Source organism: Parahoeflea alexandrii, from assembly GCF_027214025.1.
In the GTDB taxonomy this organism is placed as follows: Bacteria; Pseudomonadota; Alphaproteobacteria; order Rhizobiales; family Rhizobiaceae; genus Hoeflea; species Hoeflea alexandrii_A.
Genome location: NZ_JAPWHB010000001.1, coordinates 517,776 through 536,847 on the forward strand (window position 1 = coordinate 517,776; position 19,072 = coordinate 536,847).

At 63.2% G+C, this 19,072-nt stretch carries 17 protein-coding genes; 5 read left to right on the forward strand and 12 right to left on the reverse strand.

The window, feature by feature from the left end; genetic code table 11:
- Positions 1 to 70: 70 nt before the first annotated feature.
- Both O4H62_RS02580 and O4H62_RS02585 read right to left on the reverse strand, forming a co-directional pair.
- A complete protein-coding gene (locus tag O4H62_RS02580; RefSeq protein ID WP_331284441.1) occupies positions 71 to 1,132 on the reverse strand; it encodes an iron-containing alcohol dehydrogenase in 1,062 nt (353 codons plus the stop codon).
- A 124-nt stretch (positions 1,133 to 1,256) separates the two neighbouring features.
- A complete protein-coding gene (locus O4H62_RS02585; RefSeq protein ID WP_269385563.1) occupies positions 1,257 to 2,459 on the reverse strand; it encodes an ABC transporter substrate-binding protein in 1,203 nt (400 codons plus the stop codon).
- A gap of 380 nt (positions 2,460 to 2,839) precedes the next feature.
- Between O4H62_RS02585 and O4H62_RS02590 the strand changes: the two genes are divergently transcribed.
- Entirely contained in the window at positions 2,840 to 3,583 is a 744-nt protein-coding gene (locus O4H62_RS02590) for an SDR family NAD(P)-dependent oxidoreductase (protein WP_269385564.1), read from the forward strand.
- Between the two features lie 92 nt (positions 3,584 to 3,675).
- On the opposite strand, the gene O4H62_RS02595 is transcribed toward O4H62_RS02590, so the two are convergent.
- The 8 genes from O4H62_RS02595 to O4H62_RS02630 form a co-directional block, all read right to left on the reverse strand.
- On the reverse strand, positions 3,676 to 4,557 hold the full coding sequence (locus O4H62_RS02595) for an intradiol ring-cleavage dioxygenase (RefSeq protein ID WP_269385565.1): 882 nt from the start codon (positions 4,555 to 4,557) through the stop codon (positions 3,676 to 3,678).
- Between the two features lie 11 nt (positions 4,558 to 4,568).
- The gene (locus tag O4H62_RS02600; protein WP_269385566.1) at positions 4,569 to 6,353 is read right to left on the reverse strand and encodes an FAD-dependent oxidoreductase; all 1,785 of its coding nucleotides are present in this window, start codon (positions 6,351 to 6,353) and stop codon (positions 4,569 to 4,571) included.
- Positions 6,354 to 6,356: 3 nt separating this feature from the next.
- Positions 6,357 to 7,457 carry a branched-chain amino acid ABC transporter permease gene (locus tag O4H62_RS02605; RefSeq protein WP_430538358.1) on the reverse strand — a complete coding sequence of 367 codons (1,101 nt, stop codon included), beginning with the start codon at positions 7,455 to 7,457 and terminating at the stop codon, positions 6,357 to 6,359.
- Between the two features lie 2 nt (positions 7,458 to 7,459).
- A complete protein-coding gene (locus tag O4H62_RS02610) occupies positions 7,460 to 8,323 on the reverse strand; it encodes a branched-chain amino acid ABC transporter permease (RefSeq protein ID WP_269385567.1) in 864 nt (287 codons plus the stop codon).
- Positions 8,320 to 9,030 (reverse strand): ABC transporter ATP-binding protein, encoded by a 711-nt coding sequence (locus O4H62_RS02615; RefSeq protein WP_269385568.1) that lies wholly within the window; start codon positions 9,028 to 9,030, stop codon positions 8,320 to 8,322. The genes O4H62_RS02610 and O4H62_RS02615 overlap by 4 nt, the downstream gene beginning before the upstream one ends.
- The gene (locus tag O4H62_RS02620) at positions 9,027 to 9,746 is read right to left on the reverse strand and encodes an ABC transporter ATP-binding protein (protein ID WP_269385569.1); all 720 of its coding nucleotides are present in this window, start codon (positions 9,744 to 9,746) and stop codon (positions 9,027 to 9,029) included. Before O4H62_RS02620 ends, O4H62_RS02615 begins: the two co-directional genes overlap by 4 nt.
- Before the next feature lie 72 nt (positions 9,747 to 9,818).
- The gene (locus tag O4H62_RS02625; protein ID WP_269385570.1) at positions 9,819 to 11,093 is read right to left on the reverse strand and encodes an ABC transporter substrate-binding protein; all 1,275 of its coding nucleotides are present in this window, start codon (positions 11,091 to 11,093) and stop codon (positions 9,819 to 9,821) included.
- A 37-nt stretch (positions 11,094 to 11,130) separates the two neighbouring features.
- Entirely contained in the window at positions 11,131 to 12,204 is a 1,074-nt protein-coding gene (locus O4H62_RS02630) for a maleylacetate reductase (protein WP_269385571.1), read from the reverse strand.
- 115 nt (positions 12,205 to 12,319) lie between these two features.
- Here O4H62_RS02630 and O4H62_RS02635 point away from each other — a divergent pair, with 115 nt between their 5' ends.
- The gene (locus O4H62_RS02635; protein ID WP_269385572.1) at positions 12,320 to 13,270 is read left to right on the forward strand and encodes a LysR family transcriptional regulator; all 951 of its coding nucleotides are present in this window, start codon (positions 12,320 to 12,322) and stop codon (positions 13,268 to 13,270) included.
- 64 nt (positions 13,271 to 13,334) lie between these two features.
- Here the strand turns inward: O4H62_RS02635 and O4H62_RS02640 are convergent, their stop codons facing one another.
- Positions 13,335 to 14,843: a fused MFS/spermidine synthase gene (locus O4H62_RS02640; RefSeq protein WP_269385573.1), complete on the reverse strand. Its 1,509-nt coding sequence runs from the start codon at positions 14,841 to 14,843 to the stop codon at positions 13,335 to 13,337.
- A 319-nt stretch (positions 14,844 to 15,162) separates the two neighbouring features.
- Here O4H62_RS02640 and O4H62_RS02645 point away from each other — a divergent pair, with 319 nt between their 5' ends.
- From O4H62_RS02645 to O4H62_RS02655, 3 genes are all read left to right on the forward strand, one after another.
- Positions 15,163 to 17,058, forward strand: coding sequence for a heavy metal translocating P-type ATPase (locus O4H62_RS02645; protein ID WP_430538359.1), 1,896 nt, complete (start codon positions 15,163 to 15,165; stop codon positions 17,056 to 17,058).
- 189 nt (positions 17,059 to 17,247) lie between these two features.
- Positions 17,248 to 18,012: an NAD kinase gene (locus O4H62_RS02650; protein ID WP_269385575.1), complete on the forward strand. Its 765-nt coding sequence runs from the start codon at positions 17,248 to 17,250 to the stop codon at positions 18,010 to 18,012.
- Positions 18,013 to 18,036: 24 nt separating this feature from the next.
- A complete protein-coding gene (locus O4H62_RS02655) occupies positions 18,037 to 18,510 on the forward strand; it encodes a hypothetical protein (RefSeq protein WP_269385576.1) in 474 nt (157 codons plus the stop codon).
- Between the two features lie 94 nt (positions 18,511 to 18,604).
- On the opposite strand, the gene O4H62_RS02660 is transcribed toward O4H62_RS02655, so the two are convergent.
- On the reverse strand, positions 18,605 to 18,865 hold the full coding sequence (locus O4H62_RS02660; protein WP_269385577.1) for a DUF1344 domain-containing protein: 261 nt from the start codon (positions 18,863 to 18,865) through the stop codon (positions 18,605 to 18,607).
- Positions 18,866 to 19,072 lie beyond the last annotated feature (207 nt).

A 19,072-nucleotide genomic window follows, 5' to 3' on the forward strand; every position in this document is an offset into this window, starting at 1 on the left:
CGCGGAATTTTCTTGCCGTAAACACATGTTTTTTCGACACCTTTATTTGAAAAAACTACCGCAGCGCACACTAAAAAGCCTCCTCGAGCAAACGTAGATAGTCTTCTGCGGACGCCAACCGGGGATTGGTTTGGTTTGCAGGGTCTACTGCGGCAGCCTGCGCCGCGCGACGAAGCGACGCCCGCCCCAGGCCCAATGGTCCGATCCTCTCGGGCAGACCAAGCCTGGCTCCCAGCTCGGTGATCGCCGAAGCGACATCGCAGCCGGCCCGCAATCCGATTGCTTCACGAACCACGGGAAGCCGGTCGCTTACAGCAGGCAGATTGAAGCTGAGAATGTGAGGAAGCAGAGCCGCATTGAGCGAACCGTGCCGCCCGAACATGCCTGCCTCGGCTTCCAGCGCTCGTGCAGCTGCATCGATGCCACCGAGCCCTTTTCGCGCCGACAGCCCTGCGTTGAGTGCTGCCGCGAGCATCTCGCGACGAGCCTCCACGTCACTCTGGTCTTCGACCGCGCGCGCCAAATGGCGCATGGCCCGCCGCAACCCTTCCAGCGCAATGCCATCAGCGGGTGGATTGAACGCGGTTCCCAGATAGGCTTCGAGGCAATGCGTAAGGGTATCCATTCCGGCAATTGCCGTCGCATATGCGTTGTTGCCAAGCGTCAGAGTGGCATCGCAAAGGACAACCGACGGGTTCTTGGGATTGAGGATCGGCAGGTCGGAAATCGCTCCGCCAATGGGACCTAGTCCAACGCTTTCAGTGGTTGTCGGTATCGTCAGCAAGTGCGCCTGATTACCTCTCTTGGGAGGCGCATCGATCACCCGCGCCAGATCGAGGGCAACGGCGCCACCAAAGCCGATCACCGCATCGCAGCCGTTCTTGAGATAGGTCTTCGATGCGGCGCGAACCTGCGATGCTTTGACCTGCGGCCGATACCCGCTCAGATGGACAGGTGCGCAATCCGCCGGAAGCGCATCGATAAGCCGTTCCAGGCAATCTTCATTTTCGCCAGCCTCATCGGTGACGATCAACGGGCGCCTTATGTCCAGCTTGCGCAATTCCTCCGGCAAGGCGTCCTCCAGGACGCGGTCGGCGAAATGAATCCGGGTCATGAATGAAATCAATGACATAAATCCATTCTCTCACAACAACCGGCCCCTTGGTGGAGCCTGGCAACCAAGGACGAGAGTAGACAGGGCGTGAAGACCCGCCACTGGCCGGGAGCATGTTCCCGGCCAGTGGCCTTGGTGTGTATCAGCCCTTGCCACCGAGCGCGGTGCAGTCAGGTGTGTCGCGTGAGGGAAGGCCCATTGCGCGGAATTCGTCCGGCGTCATGCCCAGCGTCTGGTTGACATTGTCGACGCGTGACTTGAGCTCGACCTTGAGGCCGCCTGCCCCGTCTTCAACCACTTCGGTGATGAAGACCGAACCCGATGCCTGACGGTTCTCGTTGAGCGTTACTGTGCCCAGCGGGGTATCAAGCGGCTTGGTCGAGAGCGCTTCCCGCAGTTTGGCCTGTCCGTCGCCCAGATCTCCCCCGACTTCGTTGATGCCCTGGATCGCCGCCAGCGCTGCGACATAGTAGCCAACGCCGAACAGTGATGGCGACGGGAACCGTTCACTTTCCGGGAATGCGTCCTGATAGGCCTTGACGTAAGCCTGCCATGCCGGGCTCGGATCGTCCGTGGCCAGCGGACCGGATGTCGGCGTGCCGATTAGCGCATCCTTCGCCCGTCCCTTCGAGGTCAGGACGGTCTGGTCGGCCATGATGGTGCCGCCAATAAGATTGGTTTCCGCACCGGCCTGTTCGTACTGGTTAAGGAAGTTGATGGCGTCCGTGCCGCCAACCCCGAGATAGATCGCATCGATGTCATCGGGCATCGCCGCAATCACGCCACCGAAATCGGAGGAGCCCAGCGGCACCCAGAACCGCTCGACGATTTCACCGCCGGAACGGCAGAAATCGACAGCGAAACCAAGGAAGTTGGTGTAGCCGAAGGAGTAGTCGGCAGCCACCGTGGCAACCTTGTTCCATCCCTTCTCCTTGACCACATATGAGCCAAGGCCGGCGCCCCATTGAGAGCCATCAAGATTGAAACGGAAGAAGTTCGGGGCCGGATCGACCCAGGTCGTTTCAAGCGCGCCGGAAATACCATTTATAATGGTCTTGTCGGGCACTGTCTTTGCGTAGTCGCGCATGGCGATGCCTTCCGAGCCGGAGAGCGGCCCGAGAATGATGTCCACGCCATCCTGCTCGATCAGCTTGCGCGCCTGGCGCACTGCCGTGTCCGGCGTCGTGTCACTGGGTGCCACCACGAGTTCGATCTTCTTGCCGCCGGCCATGCCGCCGGCCTGCTCGACTGCCAATTCCACATTGCGGACACCATCGGCGCCGCCGGCAGCAAAAACGCCTTCCAGCGCAACCAGAACGCCGATCTTGATTGTATCCTCGGCCATTGCTCCCGCGGGCAGCAAGAAGCATGTCGCAACCGAAGCGAATAATGCCTTCTTCATTGTCTTCCTCCCTAAGCAAGCGCGGACCACTTCTCCCAAAGTCACCGCCCCGCTGCCTGCATGAATATGGACGGCAACGGACCCAAGGTTAGCAGCATCACCACGGGTCGCGATGCCCCGGGGTTGGTTGCCATACCCCTACGTCTTTTTTTTTGAACGAATGGATGGCGATCGGCGCTGAACCGAAGCACGATGCGAGGCCGCAGGCACTCGCCGAAGCGGACAGGGAGATCGAAATCCGTGGGTCGGCGAAGCAGGAATGCGCAACCAGCACAGCCTGGTTGCGGCACTCACAGCCAGATGAATGATCGGGGAGAGAACGCATGAATGACCAGCAATTCCAGGGAATGACCGCAATCGTTACCGGCGGCGCCCAGGGTATCGGTGAGGCCGTGGCGCGGCGGTTGAACAAGGGCGGCGCAAGGATTGCCTTGTGGGATCTTGACCAGGAGCTGGCAAATCGCACCGCGCAAACACTCGATAACGCCATAGCATTGAAGGTGGACATCTCTGACTGGAACAATGTCGAAAGCGCCTGCGCGAAAACACTCGACGCGTTTGGCCGTATCGACATCCTGGTCAATTCAGCCGGCATCGCCGGATCGAATGCTCCGGTCGATCAGTACCCGGTGGATGAATTTGCAAAGATCGTCGCGGTCAACCTGAACGGGACCTTTCACGTCAATCGAGCCGTGGTGCCGTCCATGCGGGCTCAGGCCTATGGCCGGATCGTCAACATCGCCTCTGTTGCCGGCAAGGAAGGCAATCCGAATGCATCCGCCTATTCCGCCTCCAAGGCCGGCGTGATCGGCTTTACCAAGTCGCTGGGCAAGGAACTCGCCGGGCTCGACATCGCAGTCAATTGCGTTACCCCTGCGGCAGCGCGGACACGCATCTTCGATCAGATGGCACAAACCCACATCGATTACATGCTCTCGAAGATCCCGCGCGGCCGCTTCCTCGAACTCGACGAGGCCGCCGAGATGATCGCCTGGCTTTGCTCCCGCGAGAACAGTTTCACCACGGCCGGCGTCTTCGACCTCTCCGGCGGCAGAGCAACCTACTAGCACGCGCGTTGAGACCGGGTCAGGCAGGCAATCCGTCTCCTGCCCGGGTTATTGATCGGACGCGGCCGGCAGGCCGTGCTCGCCGCTTCGCGTCAGGCTTTTGGAACCAGCACGAAATCGTGCACCACTTCGTAATAGGGTCCCTCCATCCCGGCAGCCGCGATCCGGTCGGTATCCTCCACCCATTCGAAGGTGGCGAGAAGACTTTGCTTCACCCCGAAGACCGCGTCGGAATTGATGTAGGGATCATCGGGATCGAAAATGTGCGTCACCAGCGTCTCATAACCCTCCGCTTCGAGGATGTAGTGCAGATGGGCCGGCCTGTAGGGATGGCGGCCGAGCTTTCGCAGAAGCTGCCCGACCGGTCCATCGTCCGGGATCGGGTAGTATTTCGGCTTCACCCCCTTGAAGTGGTATGCGCCCTCCGGACCGGTGCGGAATACACCGCGCAGGTTGAAGTCGGGCTGGATGCCTTTCTGCTGGACATCGTAGAAGCCCTCGTCATTGGCCTGCCAGACATCGATCTTGGCGTGATCGATGGGCTTGCCGTCGGTGCCCAGAATGTGCCCCTTGACCAGCATCGGATCGCCCTTCTGGTCGAGGCAGATGTTGGCGCCCATCGGCAGTTCGGGCGCATCGGCGACATGAAACGGTCCGAGCACGGTGGATTCGGAGGCGCCCGAAGGCTTGCGGTTGTTGATGGCGTCGACCAGCATCGAGACGCCCAGGATGTCGGACAGCAGGATGTATTCCTGCCGCCAGTCGTTGCACATCTGGCCTGTTTTGGTGAGGAACATGATCGCCTCGAACCATTCCTCCTGGGTCGGCTCGATTTCCTTGACCGCGGCATGCAGATGCCTTGTGATCACCGCCATGACCTCGGCCAGGCGCTGGTCGCCGGCCTTGGCGTTGCGGCTGATCACCACGTCGGCGGAGTTTTCTTCCGTGAAGAAGCCCTGTTCGTGCGTTTCCATGATCATTCCCCTCACTGCGCCGCCCGGAGCGTGGCCGCCGCATCCCGATGCAGGACCGCGGTCAGCACCCGCATCAGATCGGCCTCGGGGTTGTCGGACAACTCCTCCGCGCGCCAGGCGACGTGCTGATCGGGACGGACCAGCACGCAGCCGCTTTCTGCGACTTCCCGCGCCCGGGCCCAATCGCCGTGATGGTCGACTATGTCGCGGCGCGGCCCGATGACGTGGACCGCCAGCTCAAGCCGCATCGACGACGCCACCTTCCCGGCCGCCCTGGCCCAGGCCTCGCCGCTGATCCCGGTCAGGATGGTGAACCGGCCACGGCCGACCAGGTCCAGCGTCGAATGCCTGCCGCCGTCGCGGTCATAGACCCAGGCGTGCGGGATGCGGGCGCCGGGCCATGTGGTGGGCTGGTAATGCAACTCGGCATCGAGTTCGTAGGCCGGCTCCATCTGTCCGTCGGTAACGACCGCGCCGGACTTGTAGCGCTGGTTCATCTCGACGCCGTGGGCATCGAATTCGTATTTCTTGAAGGCGATGGCCTCGCGGATCGCCGTACGCTGCCGCTCGGCATCGGCGCCAGCGTCGCAGCGCTTGTCCATGTTGGCCTGCATGACCTCGGGGTCGGTCGATTCCGTCAGCCCCAGAGCCTCGAAGATCGGTCCGAACTCGCCGATCGACTGGTTGGCGCGGGTGACGATCTGTTTCGCCACGGGCGCCCGCTCCTTGCTGTAGGTGTCGAGCAGGCCCTCGCCTGCCTGGCCCTTGAGCACGGCCGCCAGTTTCCAGGCCAGGTTGAAGCTGTCCTGGATCGAGGTGTTGGAGCCAAGCCCGTTCGACGGCGGGTGCCGGTGGGCGGCGTCGCCCATGATGAAGACGCGGCCTGACTGCATGTGGGTGGCGTACATGTTGTTGACCGTCCAGGTCGACACCGAAGTGATTTCCGGCTCCAGCGACTGGTCGCCGACCAGATCGCGCACGACCTTGCTGGCAAAGGCGTTGTCGACCACCGGCTCGGGGCCGTTGATGTCGTAGCCCCAGACGATCAGCCATTCGTTCCAGGGGCGCACCATGCGCACCAGGCCCATGCCGATGCCGCCGACATCGGCGCCGGGCTGGACGACCCAGTAGAGCACCGAAGGACGGTGGGCGACATATTTGCTCAGGTCCGCCTTGAAGATGATATTCATCGAGCCGCCGACGCCCATCTGGCCCTCGAATGGCAGCTTTTCCAGTTCGGCTACCTTCGAATTGCCGCCATCGGCGCCGATGAGATATTTCGACCTTATGGTCACCTGCTTGCCGGTCAGGCGGTCGAGACAGGTGGTGGTCACGCCATCGGCATCCTGCACGTGGCTGAGATACTCCGTCGACATCCGGGCTTGCGTGCCGCGCGAACAGGCTGTCTTGAACAGCAGCGGCTCCATGAAGGTTTGCGGCAGGTCGTTCATCATCGTCGGCGAGGACAACAGGTGCTCGGCCTTCGACAGCGGATGGTTGCCCCAGCTCTTCATCCGGCCGATCTCCTCGCCGGCCAGGCTTTCGCAAAACACGTTCTCCCCCATCAGGTCCTGGTGCGAGCAGAACAGATAGGCCTCGTCCTCGACCTCCCTGCCGAGGTCCCGCAGCACTTCCATGGTGCGCTGGTTGGTGATGTGGGCGCGCGGCGTGTTGGCGAGCCACCGGTAGCGGTTGACCGCCATGTTCTCGATGCCATAGGTCGACAGAAGCGCTGCCGTCGCCGATCCGGCGGGGCCGGTGCCGATGATCAGGACGTCGGTTTCGATATCAGCCATGATCTATTCCTCCTTCGATGATGATGATGTGGCGGACAGGCGCCCGCCGGAGATACCCCCGCCAATCAGGCGTCGGCGCACCGGAAAAAGCTCGATGCCCGTGCGATCGGAAAACAGCCCCCACAGCCCGCGCGGTGCAAACAGCATGATGGCGACTCCGATGGCGCCGAGCGCCATCAGGTACCAGCTGCCATAGTCGGCCAGCAGCGACTGCAGGATGAAGAACACCAGCACGCCCAGGATCGGCCCTTCGATGGTGCCGATGCCGCCGATGACGACGATGAAGATCACATAGGCGGTCCAGTCCTGCAGCGAGAACGCAGCGTCCGGCGAGATCCGCGCCTTCTGCAGATAGATCAGCCCGCCGGCGAGCCCGGTGCCGAAGGCCGAGACCAGGAACACAAGCCACTTCATCCGCACGGCATCGACACCGACGGATTTGGCCGCCTCGATGTTGTCGCGCACTGCGGCCAGTCCGAGCCCGCGCTTGGTCCTGAGCAGCCAATAGATCCCGGCGATGGTGGCAACCGCCAGAAACACCGCCAGCCAGTAGGCGAGAATGTCGCGCGCGGCCGCACTCTTGACGTCAAACAGTGTCTCGATCGCTCCGGTGAACCACATGTCGCTGGTGGCCGATCTTGGCAGCGAGGTGCCGGTGCCGCCGCCGACCTGCTTCCATTGCGCCACCAGGAGCCGCACGACCTCGGCGATCACCCAGGTGCCGATGGCGAAGTAGGCGCCCTGCAGGCGGAAGGCGAAGAACGCGGTGGGGATTGCGAGCACCAGGGCGGCGATGCCTCCGATCAGGATCGAGGCAACCGGATCGAACCCGAGCAGAATGACGACCCCGAACATGGCATAGGCGCCGATGCCGACAAAGGCCTGCTGGCCGACCGAGACAAGTCCGCCATAGCCCGCGAGCAGGTTCCAGAACTGGGCCAGCACCAGCATGGTGAGGATGAAGAACATATCCTGGATCAGGCTGCGCGAGGCGAATGCCGGCAGGGCCAGCGCCAGAACGACGAGCGCCAGGGCGACGATTGCCGAGATCGAGGAGGCCCGGGTGCGGGTCTGGACCGAATAGTCTGTAGGCAGCTCGCTCATGGTCAGTCCACCGCTCTCGGGAACAGGCCGCGTGGGCGCAGCAGCAGCACGACCAGGAAGGCCATGTGCCCGGCCAGGATCTGCCATTCGGGATTGATCGCAGCACCCACGGTCTGGGCGACGCCGATGATGACGCCGCCGGCGAGCGTGCCCCACAACGAACCGAGCCCGCCGATGATGACCGCCTCGAAGGCATAGATCAGGCGCGCCGGGCCGATGCTCGGATCGAAGTTCGAACGCATGCCGAGATAGAGTGCGGCGATGGTGACGATGATCATCGCGATTCCGGTCGCCTTGGCGAAGATGCCGGCGGGCTTGATGCCCATCAGGCTCGCAGTCGTCGGGTCATCGGAGGTCGCGCGAAAGGCCCGGCCGAGCGAGGTGCGGTAGAACAGCTGGTTGAGCCCGATGATGACGACAAGCGCCGAGGCAAAGGTCAACAGCGGCATGACGCCCAGGTTCAGTCCGGCGATTTCGACCGATGCGCTGGAAAGCGGGCCGGACTGGATGCGCTGGCTGTCGGCTGAAAAGCCTTCGAGAAGCGCATTCTGCAACACCACGGACAAGCCGAAGGTCACCAGCAGCGGCGGCAGGATGTCATCGCCCAGCACCCGGTTGAGCATGAATTTCTGCAATCCGTAGCCGAGCGCGAACATGAAGGGCATGGCGACGGCGGCGGCAACGAAGGGTGACAGCCCGGTCAGCGTTACCAGCAGCAGGATGAGATAGGCGCCGAGCACGATCAGGTCGCCATGGGCGAGATTGACCAGCCGCATGATGCCGAACACCAGCGACAAGCCGGCGGCGAACAGCGCATAAAGCCCGCCCAGCAGGATCCCCTGGATGATGGTATCGACCCAGATCATGCGGCGGCTCCGAAATAGGCGTTGTGGATCGCCTCGCGGCTGAGATCGGAGGGCCGGCCGGACAGGGTGATCCGGCCTTCCATCATGCAATAGACCCGGTCGGCGACAGCCATCGCCTGCCCGATATCCTGCTCGACCACGATCATCGAGGCTCCGGATGCCCGGATCTTCGGAACCGCCTTGTAGATGTCCTTGATGATCACCGGCGCCAGCCCGAGCGAGATCTCGTCGCAGAGCAAGACCCGCGGGTTGCTCATCAGCGCACGGCCGATGGCGACCATCTGCTGCTGCCCGCCTGAAAGCGCGGTGCCCGGATTGTTGCGGCGTTCCTTGAGCACGGGGAACAGCTCGTAAACGGTCTCGAGCGACCAGTAACCGCCGGTCTGGCGGCCGTAGGCGCCGATCTGCAGGTTCTCCTCGACGCTCAATGACGGAAACAGCTTGCGGCCTTCCGGCACCATGGCGATACCCATGGCCATGATTTCGTCGGCCGGCCTGCCGCCAATGGCGCGGTCCTCGAAGCGGATGCTGTCGACCGGATTGGTCAGCACCCCGGCGATCGAGCGCATCAGCGTTGTCTTGCCGGCGCCGTTGGAGCCGATGATGGCGATGGTCTCGCCTTCATCGAGCACCAGGTCTACCCCGAACAGCGCCTGGAAATCCCCGTACCGCGCCGTCAGGCCGCGGGTCTCGAGCAGCGCCGTCATATGTCGATCCCCAAATAGATCTCCCGGACCTCTTTGGACTCCATGATGGCGGCCGGTTCGCCGATGCCGATCACCTTGCCGAAATCCAGCACCAGCAGCCGCTCGACGACCGAATTGAGCGCATGCAGCACGTGCTCGATCCAGATGATGGTGGCGCCCTCGGCATGGATCGCCTTGATGGTCTCGATCAGCGACTGGCATTCGCCATCGGTCAGGCCGCCGGCGATTTCATCTAGCAGCAACAGCTTCGGGTGGGTCGCCATGGCGCGCGCCAGTTCGAGCCGCTTGCGTTCGAGCAGCGACAGACCGCCGGCCGGGTGGTTCGCCCTGGCGATCAATTCCGTGCGTTCGAGGATGACGGCGCAGGTCTGGGCGACTTCGTTCTCGCTGCGATCCTGGCCGAAGGTGGCCGCAACCAGCAGGTTCTCATAGACGGTCAGCTTGGAAAACGGCTGCGGGATCTGGAACGAGCGCCCGATACCCGCGAGGCAGCGTTGCCGCGCGGGCGTCCGGGTCACGTCGCGGCCAAGGAACTCCACGGTGCCGCTGTCCGCGGAGATGTTTCCGGTGATCAGGTTGAACAGCGTCGACTTGCCGGCGCCGTTGGGGCCGATGATGCCCAGCGCCTGGCCTTCGGGGACCTCGAAGCTGACATCGTCTGTCACCTTCAGGGCGCCAAAGCTTTTCGATACGTTCTTGAGGGCAAGAATGGCCATTTGAACCGCTGCTTGTATGGGAAAGGAACGCTGGCCCGGGCGGCATATTGCCCAGGCCAGCCGGTATCGGGGTCAGACGATCGGCTGCATCGTGCCGCCGGTCGGGATCGACGGCTGATCGGAGTTGTCGACAATGACAAGATCGTAGCCGCCGCCGTCTTTCAGCCGCCACTGGCCGCCGACCAGCGGGGTCTTGCAGATGTTCTTGGCGGCAAACGGCGGCAGACCCTTGCCGTCAAAGGCGATCGGTCCGACGATGGTTGCGAGGTTCGAGGCGGCGATGGCTTGCGCCACCGCGTCGCTGTCGCCGGCGTCGCTGACCCGGCCCATGACGTCGGTCGCAAGCTCGAACAGCGCATGGACAAAGCCGATCGGCTGGGTCCACTGCTTGCCGGTGGCTTCGGAATAGGCAGCGGCCACCTCACCCGCAGTCAGGCCGTTGAGCGACGACTTGAACGGATGGCTTGGCGACCACCACACTTCCGAGGACAGGTTGTTGCCGGCATCACCCAGCGCCTCGACGGCCTGCGGGAACAAGATCGCCTTGCCGATGGAAGCGGCCTTTGGCGTGAACCCCTGCTGCTTGGCCTGGTTCCAGAAGGTGGTGAAATCCGGCGGGATGGGAACGCCGGTGACGATCTCGACGTTGCCCTGCTTGAAGGCATTGATCTGGGCCGAGAAATCGTCGGTCAGGTTCTGGTAGCGGCCCGGATCGACAAGGCCATAGCCGAGCTTGTCGAGCACCGGCGGGAATCCGACATTGGGATCGCCCCAGGCATTGCCGTCGCCGTCATTGGGGAACAGGCCACCGACCTGCTTGTTGGTTTCGAGCTGGCCCCACATGGCGGTGAACACCGAAATCACGTCCTCCAGACCCCAGAAGAAGTGATAGGCATAGTCAAACGGTTGCCAGCTGTCAGGCGCGCCCGGATTGCCCTGCTGGCCGATGAACCAGGGCTGCCATGGCGCAACCGTCGAGATCACCGGAATGCCCTCGGCCTCCGCGGTTGTCGCGACCGGGTTGGTGGTTTCCGGCGTCGAGGCGACCAGGATCATGTCGACTTCGTCATCGACGATCAGTTCCTTGGCCACTTCAGCCGCGCGGTTCGGGTTGGACTGGCTGTCCTTGACGATCACCTCGAAATTTTTGGCAACCTCCGAGGCGCTGAAATTGGACAGGATGAAATTGTCAGCCTCGGCAAAGGCCGCAAGCGGTCCGGATTGCGGGCTGACATAGCCCAGCTTGATCCTGGCGCCCTGCGCGATGGCGGGTGCGGCCAAGCCTCCGGCTGCGAGCGTCAACCCGGTTGCGGCGGTCGTCTTCAGAAGTGTACGGCGAGTAATCATGGCTTCCTCCCAATGATTGATGACAAAGGTTCGTTCCCTATGCGGCCGGCGGGTCTCCAGCCCAGGCGGCCAGCAACAGCTCATCGATTGCCGGTCCGGTAACCGGGTGCGGGTTCCAGTAGGGTTTGCGCGTGGCAAGATCCGCGGCCCTGGAAATGTCGTCGCGCTTGAGCCCCAGGTCTCGAAGGGCCAAAGGCGCGCCCATGGAGCTGGCAAAGTCAAACAGCGCCCGACCGGGCTCGGATCCGCCGAAAATCTCGGCCACCGGCGCCAGCTGATCCGGCACCGCGCGCGCGTTGAAGGCGATCGCATGCGGCAGAATGATTGCATGGGTTTCGGCATGCGGCAAATCGAAGGCTCCGCCCAGCGTGTGGCAAAGCTTGTGATGCAGGGCCATGCCGACCTGTCCGAGCACGGTGCCGCAGAGCCAGGCGCCGTAGAGGGTTTCGCCGCGGGCGTCGAGATCCTGCGGATTTTCGATCACCCTCGGCAGCGCCGCGGCAAAGGCCCTCAGTCCCTCGATGGCAAGCATGGTCGACATCGGGTTGCGGTTTTCGGCGTAGAGCGCTTCCGCCGCATGGGCCATGGCGTTGAGCGCGCTGGTCACAGTCATGTCCACTGGCAGCGTGCGCACCAACTCGGCGTCATAGAGAATGACTTCGGGCTGGACTTTCGGGTCGGTCAAGGTGGTTTTCACGCCGTTTTCGGTCTGCCCCAGAATCCACGTCGCCTCGCTGCCGGCATAGGTGGTCGGAATGACGATCTGGGGAAGATCGGTCCGATAGGCAATGGCCTTGCCGAGGCCGGTGGTAGAACCACCGCCAAGCGCAACAAGGCAATCGGCGTTAACGGAGCGCGCATGCTCCATTGCCTCTTCGGTGACGGCGACCGGCGTGTGCATGGCAGCGCGGGTGAAAACGCCTGCCGCCAACCCTTTCAGGTCGGCTGCAAGCTGCATGGCGCCGTCGGCTTGCGGCGGTGTCGACAGAATCAGCGCACGATGGCAGCCCATGCGACCGATCTCGTCGGCAAGTTTGTGACGGACGCCAGCGCCGAATCGGACACGGACCGCGGCACTCCGGGCGTCAAAACTGGCCTGAAAAAACGACATCGAACCTCCTCGCACCCGCCGGCCGTCTCCTCTGGGCCGTGGGCTCTGGGATGGTTCTATCACGCCATGATGGGTATCTTGATCCAATTGCTGCGAGATTATATACCTTCGAGTTATGAAGATAGACTCGCGTCACCTGGAGATCATCGCAGCCATTGTCGACAATGGCGGTCTCACCGAGGGGGCCGAGGCGCTGGGGAAGTCCCAGCCAAGCGTTTCGCGCACTGTCGCCATGCTTGAGGCCCGCATCGGCGCACGGCTGTTCGAGAAGAACCGGCGACCGCTTCAACCCACCGATCTTTGCCAGGCGCTGGCGGTAGAGGGCCGCAAGGTGCTTGCCGCCAATCAGACCGCTTCCGCCCTGGTCAAGCGGTATGTCGACGGGAAGTCCGGCGTGGTGCGGGTTGGCGGAACGCCGTTTTTCATGGACGGCGTCATTTCCGGCATGATCGCCGAGTTCCAGCGTGCCTATCCCGAAATCCGGATCGAGCAATCCTACGCCTACGCCGCCGACCTTTCGCGGCAGCTCAACAGCAATGCGCTCGATGTCGCCATCTGCCCGATGGATCCGGGTGCCCTGCCCGAGACCCTTGAATTTTCTGCCTTGCTTGACGGGCGCAACGTGATTGCCTGTTCCCCCACCCATCCGCTGGCCGGCAAGCCTTCGCTGCGCCTGTCGGAGATCGCGCCCTATCCTTGGATTGCACCACCGGTTGAAAGCCCGTTGTATCAGGATCTGCGCAGCATTCTGGCGGGTATCGGCATGACCGATTTCAAGGTGAGTTTCTCAGGCGGAACGCTGGCCTCGATTCTCAACATCCTGACCCGCTCGGATGCGTTGACCGTTCTGCCCTACTCCGTGGTCTTCATGCTGCGCCGTCAACAGGCGCTTGCGGCGCTGCCGATCCGGATCAACCATCCGGAGCGGAGCCTGGGCCAGATGTGGAACCCGCTGCAAAACGACCGCCCGTCCGTCAGGCGGTTCCGCCGCTTCATCGATGCGGAATTTTCCAACCTGCGCACAACGATCATGAAGCATGAGCAGAACACCCTGTGGCGGCGCTAGCCTTGGCAAAGGCAAGGCTGGCGGATCAGACGACTTACCGTGCTGCGAGCCGGGTGCCGCAGGTTTAGAAATGCCCGCCCAGAAGCCGGTCGATAGGGGCGTAGTCGTCAGTCAGGATTGCGGGTGAACTGCGCGCCACCAGCCGGTCGGTGAAACTCTGCGCCATGGCGGCAAAGCGCGTCGGATCCGGCGCCGCCGCGGTGACCACGGAGAATGGCGTCTGCCTGTCAGCCGCGACCAGGACGAACACCCTTTGCTCGCCTGGGCTCGGCAGGCTTTCCTCGGTCCAGATCTCGACGCTTGCAAACACCGACGCAAGAGTTGCCGTGATGGCGCTCAGCGCCTCTAGACGCTCGGGGAAATCGATGACATTCATCAGGAAGACACCATCGTCCGACAGCCGGGAGCGGACCAGCCGGAAGAACTCCTGGGTGATCAGATGAGGCGGGACAGCGATATCGCCGAAGGCATCGCCGACAATCACATCAAAGCGGGCATCCGGCTGTTTCTGCAGGGCGACGCGGGCATCCTGATCAAGAATGGTCATGCCTTCGGGCTCAAGCCAGAACTCCTGCACCGCCGTCCGGGTCACTTCCGGATCGATCTCGGCCACGGTGATCGGCCCGGTGTCGCGGTCGGCCCAGGCGCGGGGAACCGAATAGGTGCCGCCGCCGATGAAGAATGCGGAGAAAGGACCCGGCTCCAGCCTGCCCCTGGCGATCGCGTCGAACATGGCGGTAAATTCCGAGAACATGGTTCGCGGCAGATCCCGGGCCGAGGTGCCGTGTGACAGGTGATCGAGCACCAGCCGCCTGACCGGTGATTCCGGCTGCGCCGACACATCCAGTACCCGGATGCAGAAATACTGGCTTTCCGTGGTGCAGCTCGACAGGCGGGTGAGAGAGACAGCTCCGAGCGCGATGACCAGGGCGTAGGCGACCAATGCCACCCCCGGACGGTTGACCGGGCGGGAAAGCCAGAGCAGGAGCGCGGCGGCGAAGAGATAGATCGCGGTGACGATCGCAAGCGTGAGCGATGTCCCAAGCCAGGGAATGAAGACAAAGCCCGCCAGCAGCGTTCCGGCAATCGCGCCGACCGCGCCGGCGGCAAACATGGCGCCCAGCGACCGGCCAGACCGGGCGTCCTGCTGCATCACCGCGATCTGCGCCAGAACAGGCGCCGGCACTCCGGCAAACAGGGAGGGAAGAAAAAACACGCCGGTTGTCAGGATGACGATGCCGAAGACCGGGTGCTCGACAGAAGCGAGCACCGGCCCGCCGATCAGCCGCAACAGCAGCAGAGCCCCGGCCGTGGAGAATGCGGCTGCCAGCATGACCCAGCCGGTCGTCGCCAGAGCCTGTCGCGCCGGGCGCTCGGCGATATGGCCGCCCCACCAGTGCCCGGCAGAAAACCCGGCCAGGACAACGGCGATGATCGACGTCCAGGTGTAGAGCGACATGCCGACATAGGGAGCCAGCATCCGCCCGGCGACGATCTCGACGACGAGGCTGACGCCGGAGACTGCAGCCTGCAAGGCAACCAGCAGCCAGAGCGGCACGTGTGTCTGTGACATCCGCATCCATCCTGCGTCCGGGTCAACAACAATACCGTCATCTTTATCGTGCCCTGACAGCAAGACAAGCCGTCAGTTGAACGATACCCCCATTGACGGGCGGCAATGAACCTCCCGTTCTCATTGGCGTACAGATCGGGCGCTGCTGTTGCTTTGCGCTCCGGCCGCACAGGGATTGGCCTGCCGCGTAAGGGGCATTGGACAGCGCTCCGGGAATCGCCTCATCTCCCGGTACAGATTTCGCTGGCTTCAGGCGCACTGCGGCGGGAAGATGGAGCATCATGATGCGCACCAAGGTGCGGCATCCAGCATTCAAGGGATGGCAATTGACGTGACCGATTTTCTTCATGACCGTTTGAAGGTGGCGCTTCTGGCGATCGCGCTTGCCGGCCTGATTGTCGGCCTCGGGCTGAGCTTCGCCGGTTTCGCCAGCGCCGCAGATCTTGCCTGGTCCGCCGGCGTCGTTCCGGTGCTTGCGGGTCTTGTCCTCGAAATCGTCAGAAGCCTCCGAGCCGGCGAAGTCGGGCTCGACATCGTTGCCATGCTGTCGATGTCGGCCGCGCTGGCCTTTGGCGAGACACTGGCTGCGGCGGTGGTGGCGCTGATGTATTCGGGCGGCACATTGCTCGAGAGTTTCGCCGAGGGCCGCGCCCGCCGCGAGATGCAAAGCCTGTTGTCGCGGGTCCCGCGCACCGCGTCACGGCGCCTGGACGGCACGCTGGAAGAAGTGCCGCTGGACGCGATCGAACCGGGTGATCTGCTGCTCATCCGGCAAGGGGATGTGGCGCCCGTCGACGGCTTGGTTGCCAGCGACAGGGCGATGCTCGACCAATCGGCCCTGACCGGCGAATCGTTGCCGGTGCGGCTTGACCGCGGTGCCGAGGTGATGAGCGGATCAACCAATGCCGGAGAAGCCTTCGACTTGCGGGCGACCCATGAGGCGCGGGACAGCACCTATGCCGGCATCGTCAGGCTGGTCGAGACGGCGCAGAAATCCAAGGCGCCGATGGCGCGGATGGCAGATCGCTATTCGCTGGTGTTCCTCGCCATCACCGTGGCGATTGCCTTTGCCGCCTGGTGGCTCACGGGGGATCCGATCCGGGCCGTCGCAGTCCTGGTTGTCGCAACACCTTGCCCGCTGATCCTGGCAGTCCCCGTGGCGCTGGTTGCGGGCCTTTCCCGGGCCACTCATTTCGGCGTGCTGATCAAGGGCGCGAAGCCGCTCGAGAAGCTAGCGCGGATCAGGACGCTGATCCTCGACAAGACCGGCACGCTGACCGACGGCAGGCCGGTGATCGTGGCGATCGAAAGCTATGGCGACCTGTCCGAATCCGAGGTGCTTCACTTCGCTGCGGCGCTCGACCAGGGATCGAAACACCCGATCGCACAGGCCCTTGTGACGGAAGCGCAGGCGCGCGGCGCCGCACTGCCATTCCCCGAGAATCTGGTCGAAACACCCGGCGAAGGCATTTCGGGAACCATTGGCGGCAGGAAGGTCGCCGTTGGCGGATCGGGCTTCATCGCCGCGAAGCTCGGCCTGCCGCTGTCTCCGGTCAGGCGGGCGGAAACCGGCGAGGTCATGGTTGCGCTGGCGGTGGATGGCGAGTCGGCGGGCCACATCATCATGGCCGATACCCTGCGGGCGGGCACGGCCGAGATGCTGGCCGGACTGCGCAATCGCGGCATCGACCGCATCCTGCTCGCCACCGGTGACCGCCGCGCGGTGGCCGACGCCGTCACCGAAGGGCTCGGGCTTGATGCCGTACGCGCCGACCTGACCCCGGATCAGAAGGTTCTCCTGGTTCTCACCGAACGCAAGAACGGCCCGGTGATGATGGTTGGCGACGGCGTCAATGACGCACCGGCGCTGGCCGCCGCCGATATCGGCGTGGCGATGGGAGCCCGTGGGGCCGCGGCATCGGCGGAAGCGGCGGATGTGGTGCTGCTGGTCGACCATCTCGACCGGCTGCTGTCCGGGGTAGAGATCGCCCAACGAGCGCAGCGGATCGCGCTTCAGAGCGTCGCCGTCGGCATCAGCCTGTCGGTGGCCGGGATGATTGCGGCGGGCTTGGGATACCTGACCCCGGTCGAGGGCGCGCTGCTGCAGGAAGTCATCGATGTCGCTGCAATCCTCAATGCGCTCAGGGCGCTGAGGATCAGGCCTACTGCCGCCGGCAACACCGCCCCGCCGCACGCGCCCGTACAGCCTGGCTGATCCCGGTTTGCGGTCTCCGCCGAAACCGGCAACCCCGAACACGACAGGCTTAACCCACCTGCCCCGGCGCGGGGCTCCCGGCCTCGCCGGCCGATCCCGGGCATTTCGGCAAGCACGCCACACACCTCCTCTTGCATCCTGACCTGCCAGTCGCCATTGTCTTTCAAGGAGTGGGAGTAAGCTCATCACATGACTTGGAAATTCAGTTTCATCGCCTCATCGGCGCCCGACGCGCAGGCGGCTGCGGCTCACCTCGCGGCGCTTTACGGCAATACGCGCCAGCAGGATGCCGACGTGGTCGTGGCGCTGGGCGGCGACGGCTTCATGCTGCAAACCCTGCACGAGCAGATGAACAGCGGCCGCGCGGTCTACGGCATGAACCGCGGCTCGGTCGGTTTCCTGATGAACGACTATTCGGACGAAGACCTTCCGGGCCGGATCGACGCCGCGGTGGAAAACATCATCCGCCCGCTCGAAATGACCGCGAAGGACAAGCATGGCGCAACCCACAGGGCGCTTGCCATCAACGAAGTCTCGCTGCTCAGGCAAAGCTACCAGGCGGCCAAGCTGCAATTGTCGATCGACGGCCAGGTGCGGATGGAGGAACTCATCTGCGATGGCCTGATGGTGGCGACACCTGCCGGATCGACGGCCTACAACCTCTCGGCCCACGGCCCGATCCTGCCGCTCGATGCGCAGTTGCTGGCACTGACGCCTGTGAGCCCGTTCAGGCCACGCCGCTGGCGCGGCGCGCTGCTGCCCAACAAGGTGACGGTCACCATCGACGTGCTGGAATGCGACAAGCGTCCGGTCAACGCGGTGGCCGATCATGTCGAAGTCAAATCGGTGACCCAGGTACAGGTGGCCGAATCCAAGGAATCGACCACGCGGATTCTGACCGATTCCAGCCATTCATGGAATGACCGCATATTGGCCGAACAATTCCTCTACTGAGTTTATTCGAACGGAGGTTTCGTGATGATCCGTAGACTATCGAAAGTGGCTCTGGTGCTTGCCTGTCTCGCGCCGGCACTGCCCGCCTCGGGATTTGCCCAGGAGGCCGCGGAACTGGCCGGCGGCCTGTCGCCGCGCATCCTGTTCGTCACCAGCGGCGGCTATTGGGAAAAGGCCGAGGAAGGTGCGCAGCAGCGCGGCTACTATCGGCTGATCGCCATTCGCGGCGAAGACAACCGCTCGCTCCTCGAGCTCCAGCACATCGCGCTGACGCCCGATGGACCGCAGCTCCTGACGAGCGCGGGCATCGAGGAAATCAACAGTCTCGGCGCTTACATCACCGATATCCGGCCCGAGGATTCAACCGGAGCGGCAACGCAGCAAGGTTTCGGCGCCTATGTCTATCTCAAGACGGACCCGAAAGTGGTCGAGCCGGAGACCTGGGTTGTCTACATCGACGATGTCGGCGACATCCAGGTGGAACGATCGAGCAACTGAGAAGACTTTTTTCTGTCGCGACTGCGCCGGAAGCACTGACGAAAGCAAAACGGGGGCCATCAGGCCCCCGTCCTGTCGGACATGACGGCTGAAGCTATCGGATAAGCTTCACAGTGTCCGCCATATGCTTGGAATTCTGCATATGCCAGCCGAGTTCGACCTTGCCACCGGCCTTGAGCCCGGGGTCCTTGAAACCCTTGGGCAACGAATAGGCAGTCCCGTCACTGAGGGTCAGCACGTTCTGTTTGGCGTCGAAGGTCTTGATGGTCCCGGTCGACATGGTGCCGGCGGCAAACGCGCCCACCGACGAGGCCAGGATGGTTGCGGCAGTCAGGGATGCAAGAATAACACGCATAGTTGTCACTCCATCTTGAAGTCCGGCAAGGCCGAAAGTTCCTAAGATGTCATGGACCTTGCCGGGTTGAACGAAACCGTCTGGTCGAGTCGCGTCGTGAAGAAAGCTATCTCTATCTCCACCGGCTCGATCCGGCTTCGGAAGGCAAACTAACGCCGTTTCATCCGCCGGTTCAATTTACAAAAATTTAAACTTTTCAGATACCTG

What these genes read in the sequence shown, in the direction of transcription:
- O4H62_RS02580 (WP_331284441.1), bottom strand. Translation starts at nt 1,132, where the DNA reads ATGTCATTGATTTCATTCATGACCCGGATTCATTTCGCCGACCGCGTC.
- O4H62_RS02585 (WP_269385563.1), bottom strand. Translation starts at nt 2,459, where the DNA reads ATGGCCGAGGATACAATCAAGATCGGCGTTCTGGTTGCGCTGGAAGGC.
- O4H62_RS02590 (WP_269385564.1), top strand. Translation starts at nt 2,840, where the DNA reads ATGAATGACCAGCAATTCCAGGGAATGACCGCAATCGTTACCGGCGGC.
- O4H62_RS02595 (WP_269385565.1), bottom strand. Translation starts at nt 4,557, where the DNA reads ATGGAAACGCACGAACAGGGCTTCTTCACGGAAGAAAACTCCGCCGAC.
- O4H62_RS02600 (WP_269385566.1), bottom strand. Translation starts at nt 6,353, where the DNA reads ATGGCTGATATCGAAACCGACGTCCTGATCATCGGCACCGGCCCCGCC.
- O4H62_RS02605 (WP_430538358.1), bottom strand. Translation starts at nt 7,457, where the DNA reads ATGAGCGAGCTGCCTACAGACTATTCGGTCCAGACCCGCACCCGGGCC.
- O4H62_RS02610 (WP_269385567.1), bottom strand. Translation starts at nt 8,323, where the DNA reads ATGATCTGGGTCGATACCATCATCCAGGGGATCCTGCTGGGCGGGCTT.
- O4H62_RS02615 (WP_269385568.1), bottom strand. Translation starts at nt 9,030, where the DNA reads ATGACGGCGCTGCTCGAGACCCGCGGCCTGACGGCGCGGTACGGGGAT.
- O4H62_RS02620 (WP_269385569.1), bottom strand. Translation starts at nt 9,746, where the DNA reads ATGGCCATTCTTGCCCTCAAGAACGTATCGAAAAGCTTTGGCGCCCTG.
- O4H62_RS02625 (WP_269385570.1), bottom strand. Translation starts at nt 11,093, where the DNA reads ATGATTACTCGCCGTACACTTCTGAAGACGACCGCCGCAACCGGGTTG.
- O4H62_RS02630 (WP_269385571.1), bottom strand. Translation starts at nt 12,204, where the DNA reads ATGTCGTTTTTTCAGGCCAGTTTTGACGCCCGGAGTGCCGCGGTCCGT.
- O4H62_RS02635 (WP_269385572.1), top strand. Translation starts at nt 12,320, where the DNA reads ATGAAGATAGACTCGCGTCACCTGGAGATCATCGCAGCCATTGTCGAC.
- O4H62_RS02640 (WP_269385573.1), bottom strand. Translation starts at nt 14,843, where the DNA reads ATGTCACAGACACACGTGCCGCTCTGGCTGCTGGTTGCCTTGCAGGCT.
- O4H62_RS02645 (WP_430538359.1), top strand. Translation starts at nt 15,163, where the DNA reads ATGGCAATTGACGTGACCGATTTTCTTCATGACCGTTTGAAGGTGGCG.
- O4H62_RS02650 (WP_269385575.1), top strand. Translation starts at nt 17,248, where the DNA reads ATGACTTGGAAATTCAGTTTCATCGCCTCATCGGCGCCCGACGCGCAG.
- O4H62_RS02655 (WP_269385576.1), top strand. Translation starts at nt 18,037, where the DNA reads ATGATCCGTAGACTATCGAAAGTGGCTCTGGTGCTTGCCTGTCTCGCG.
- O4H62_RS02660 (WP_269385577.1), bottom strand. Translation starts at nt 18,865, where the DNA reads ATGCGTGTTATTCTTGCATCCCTGACTGCCGCAACCATCCTGGCCTCG.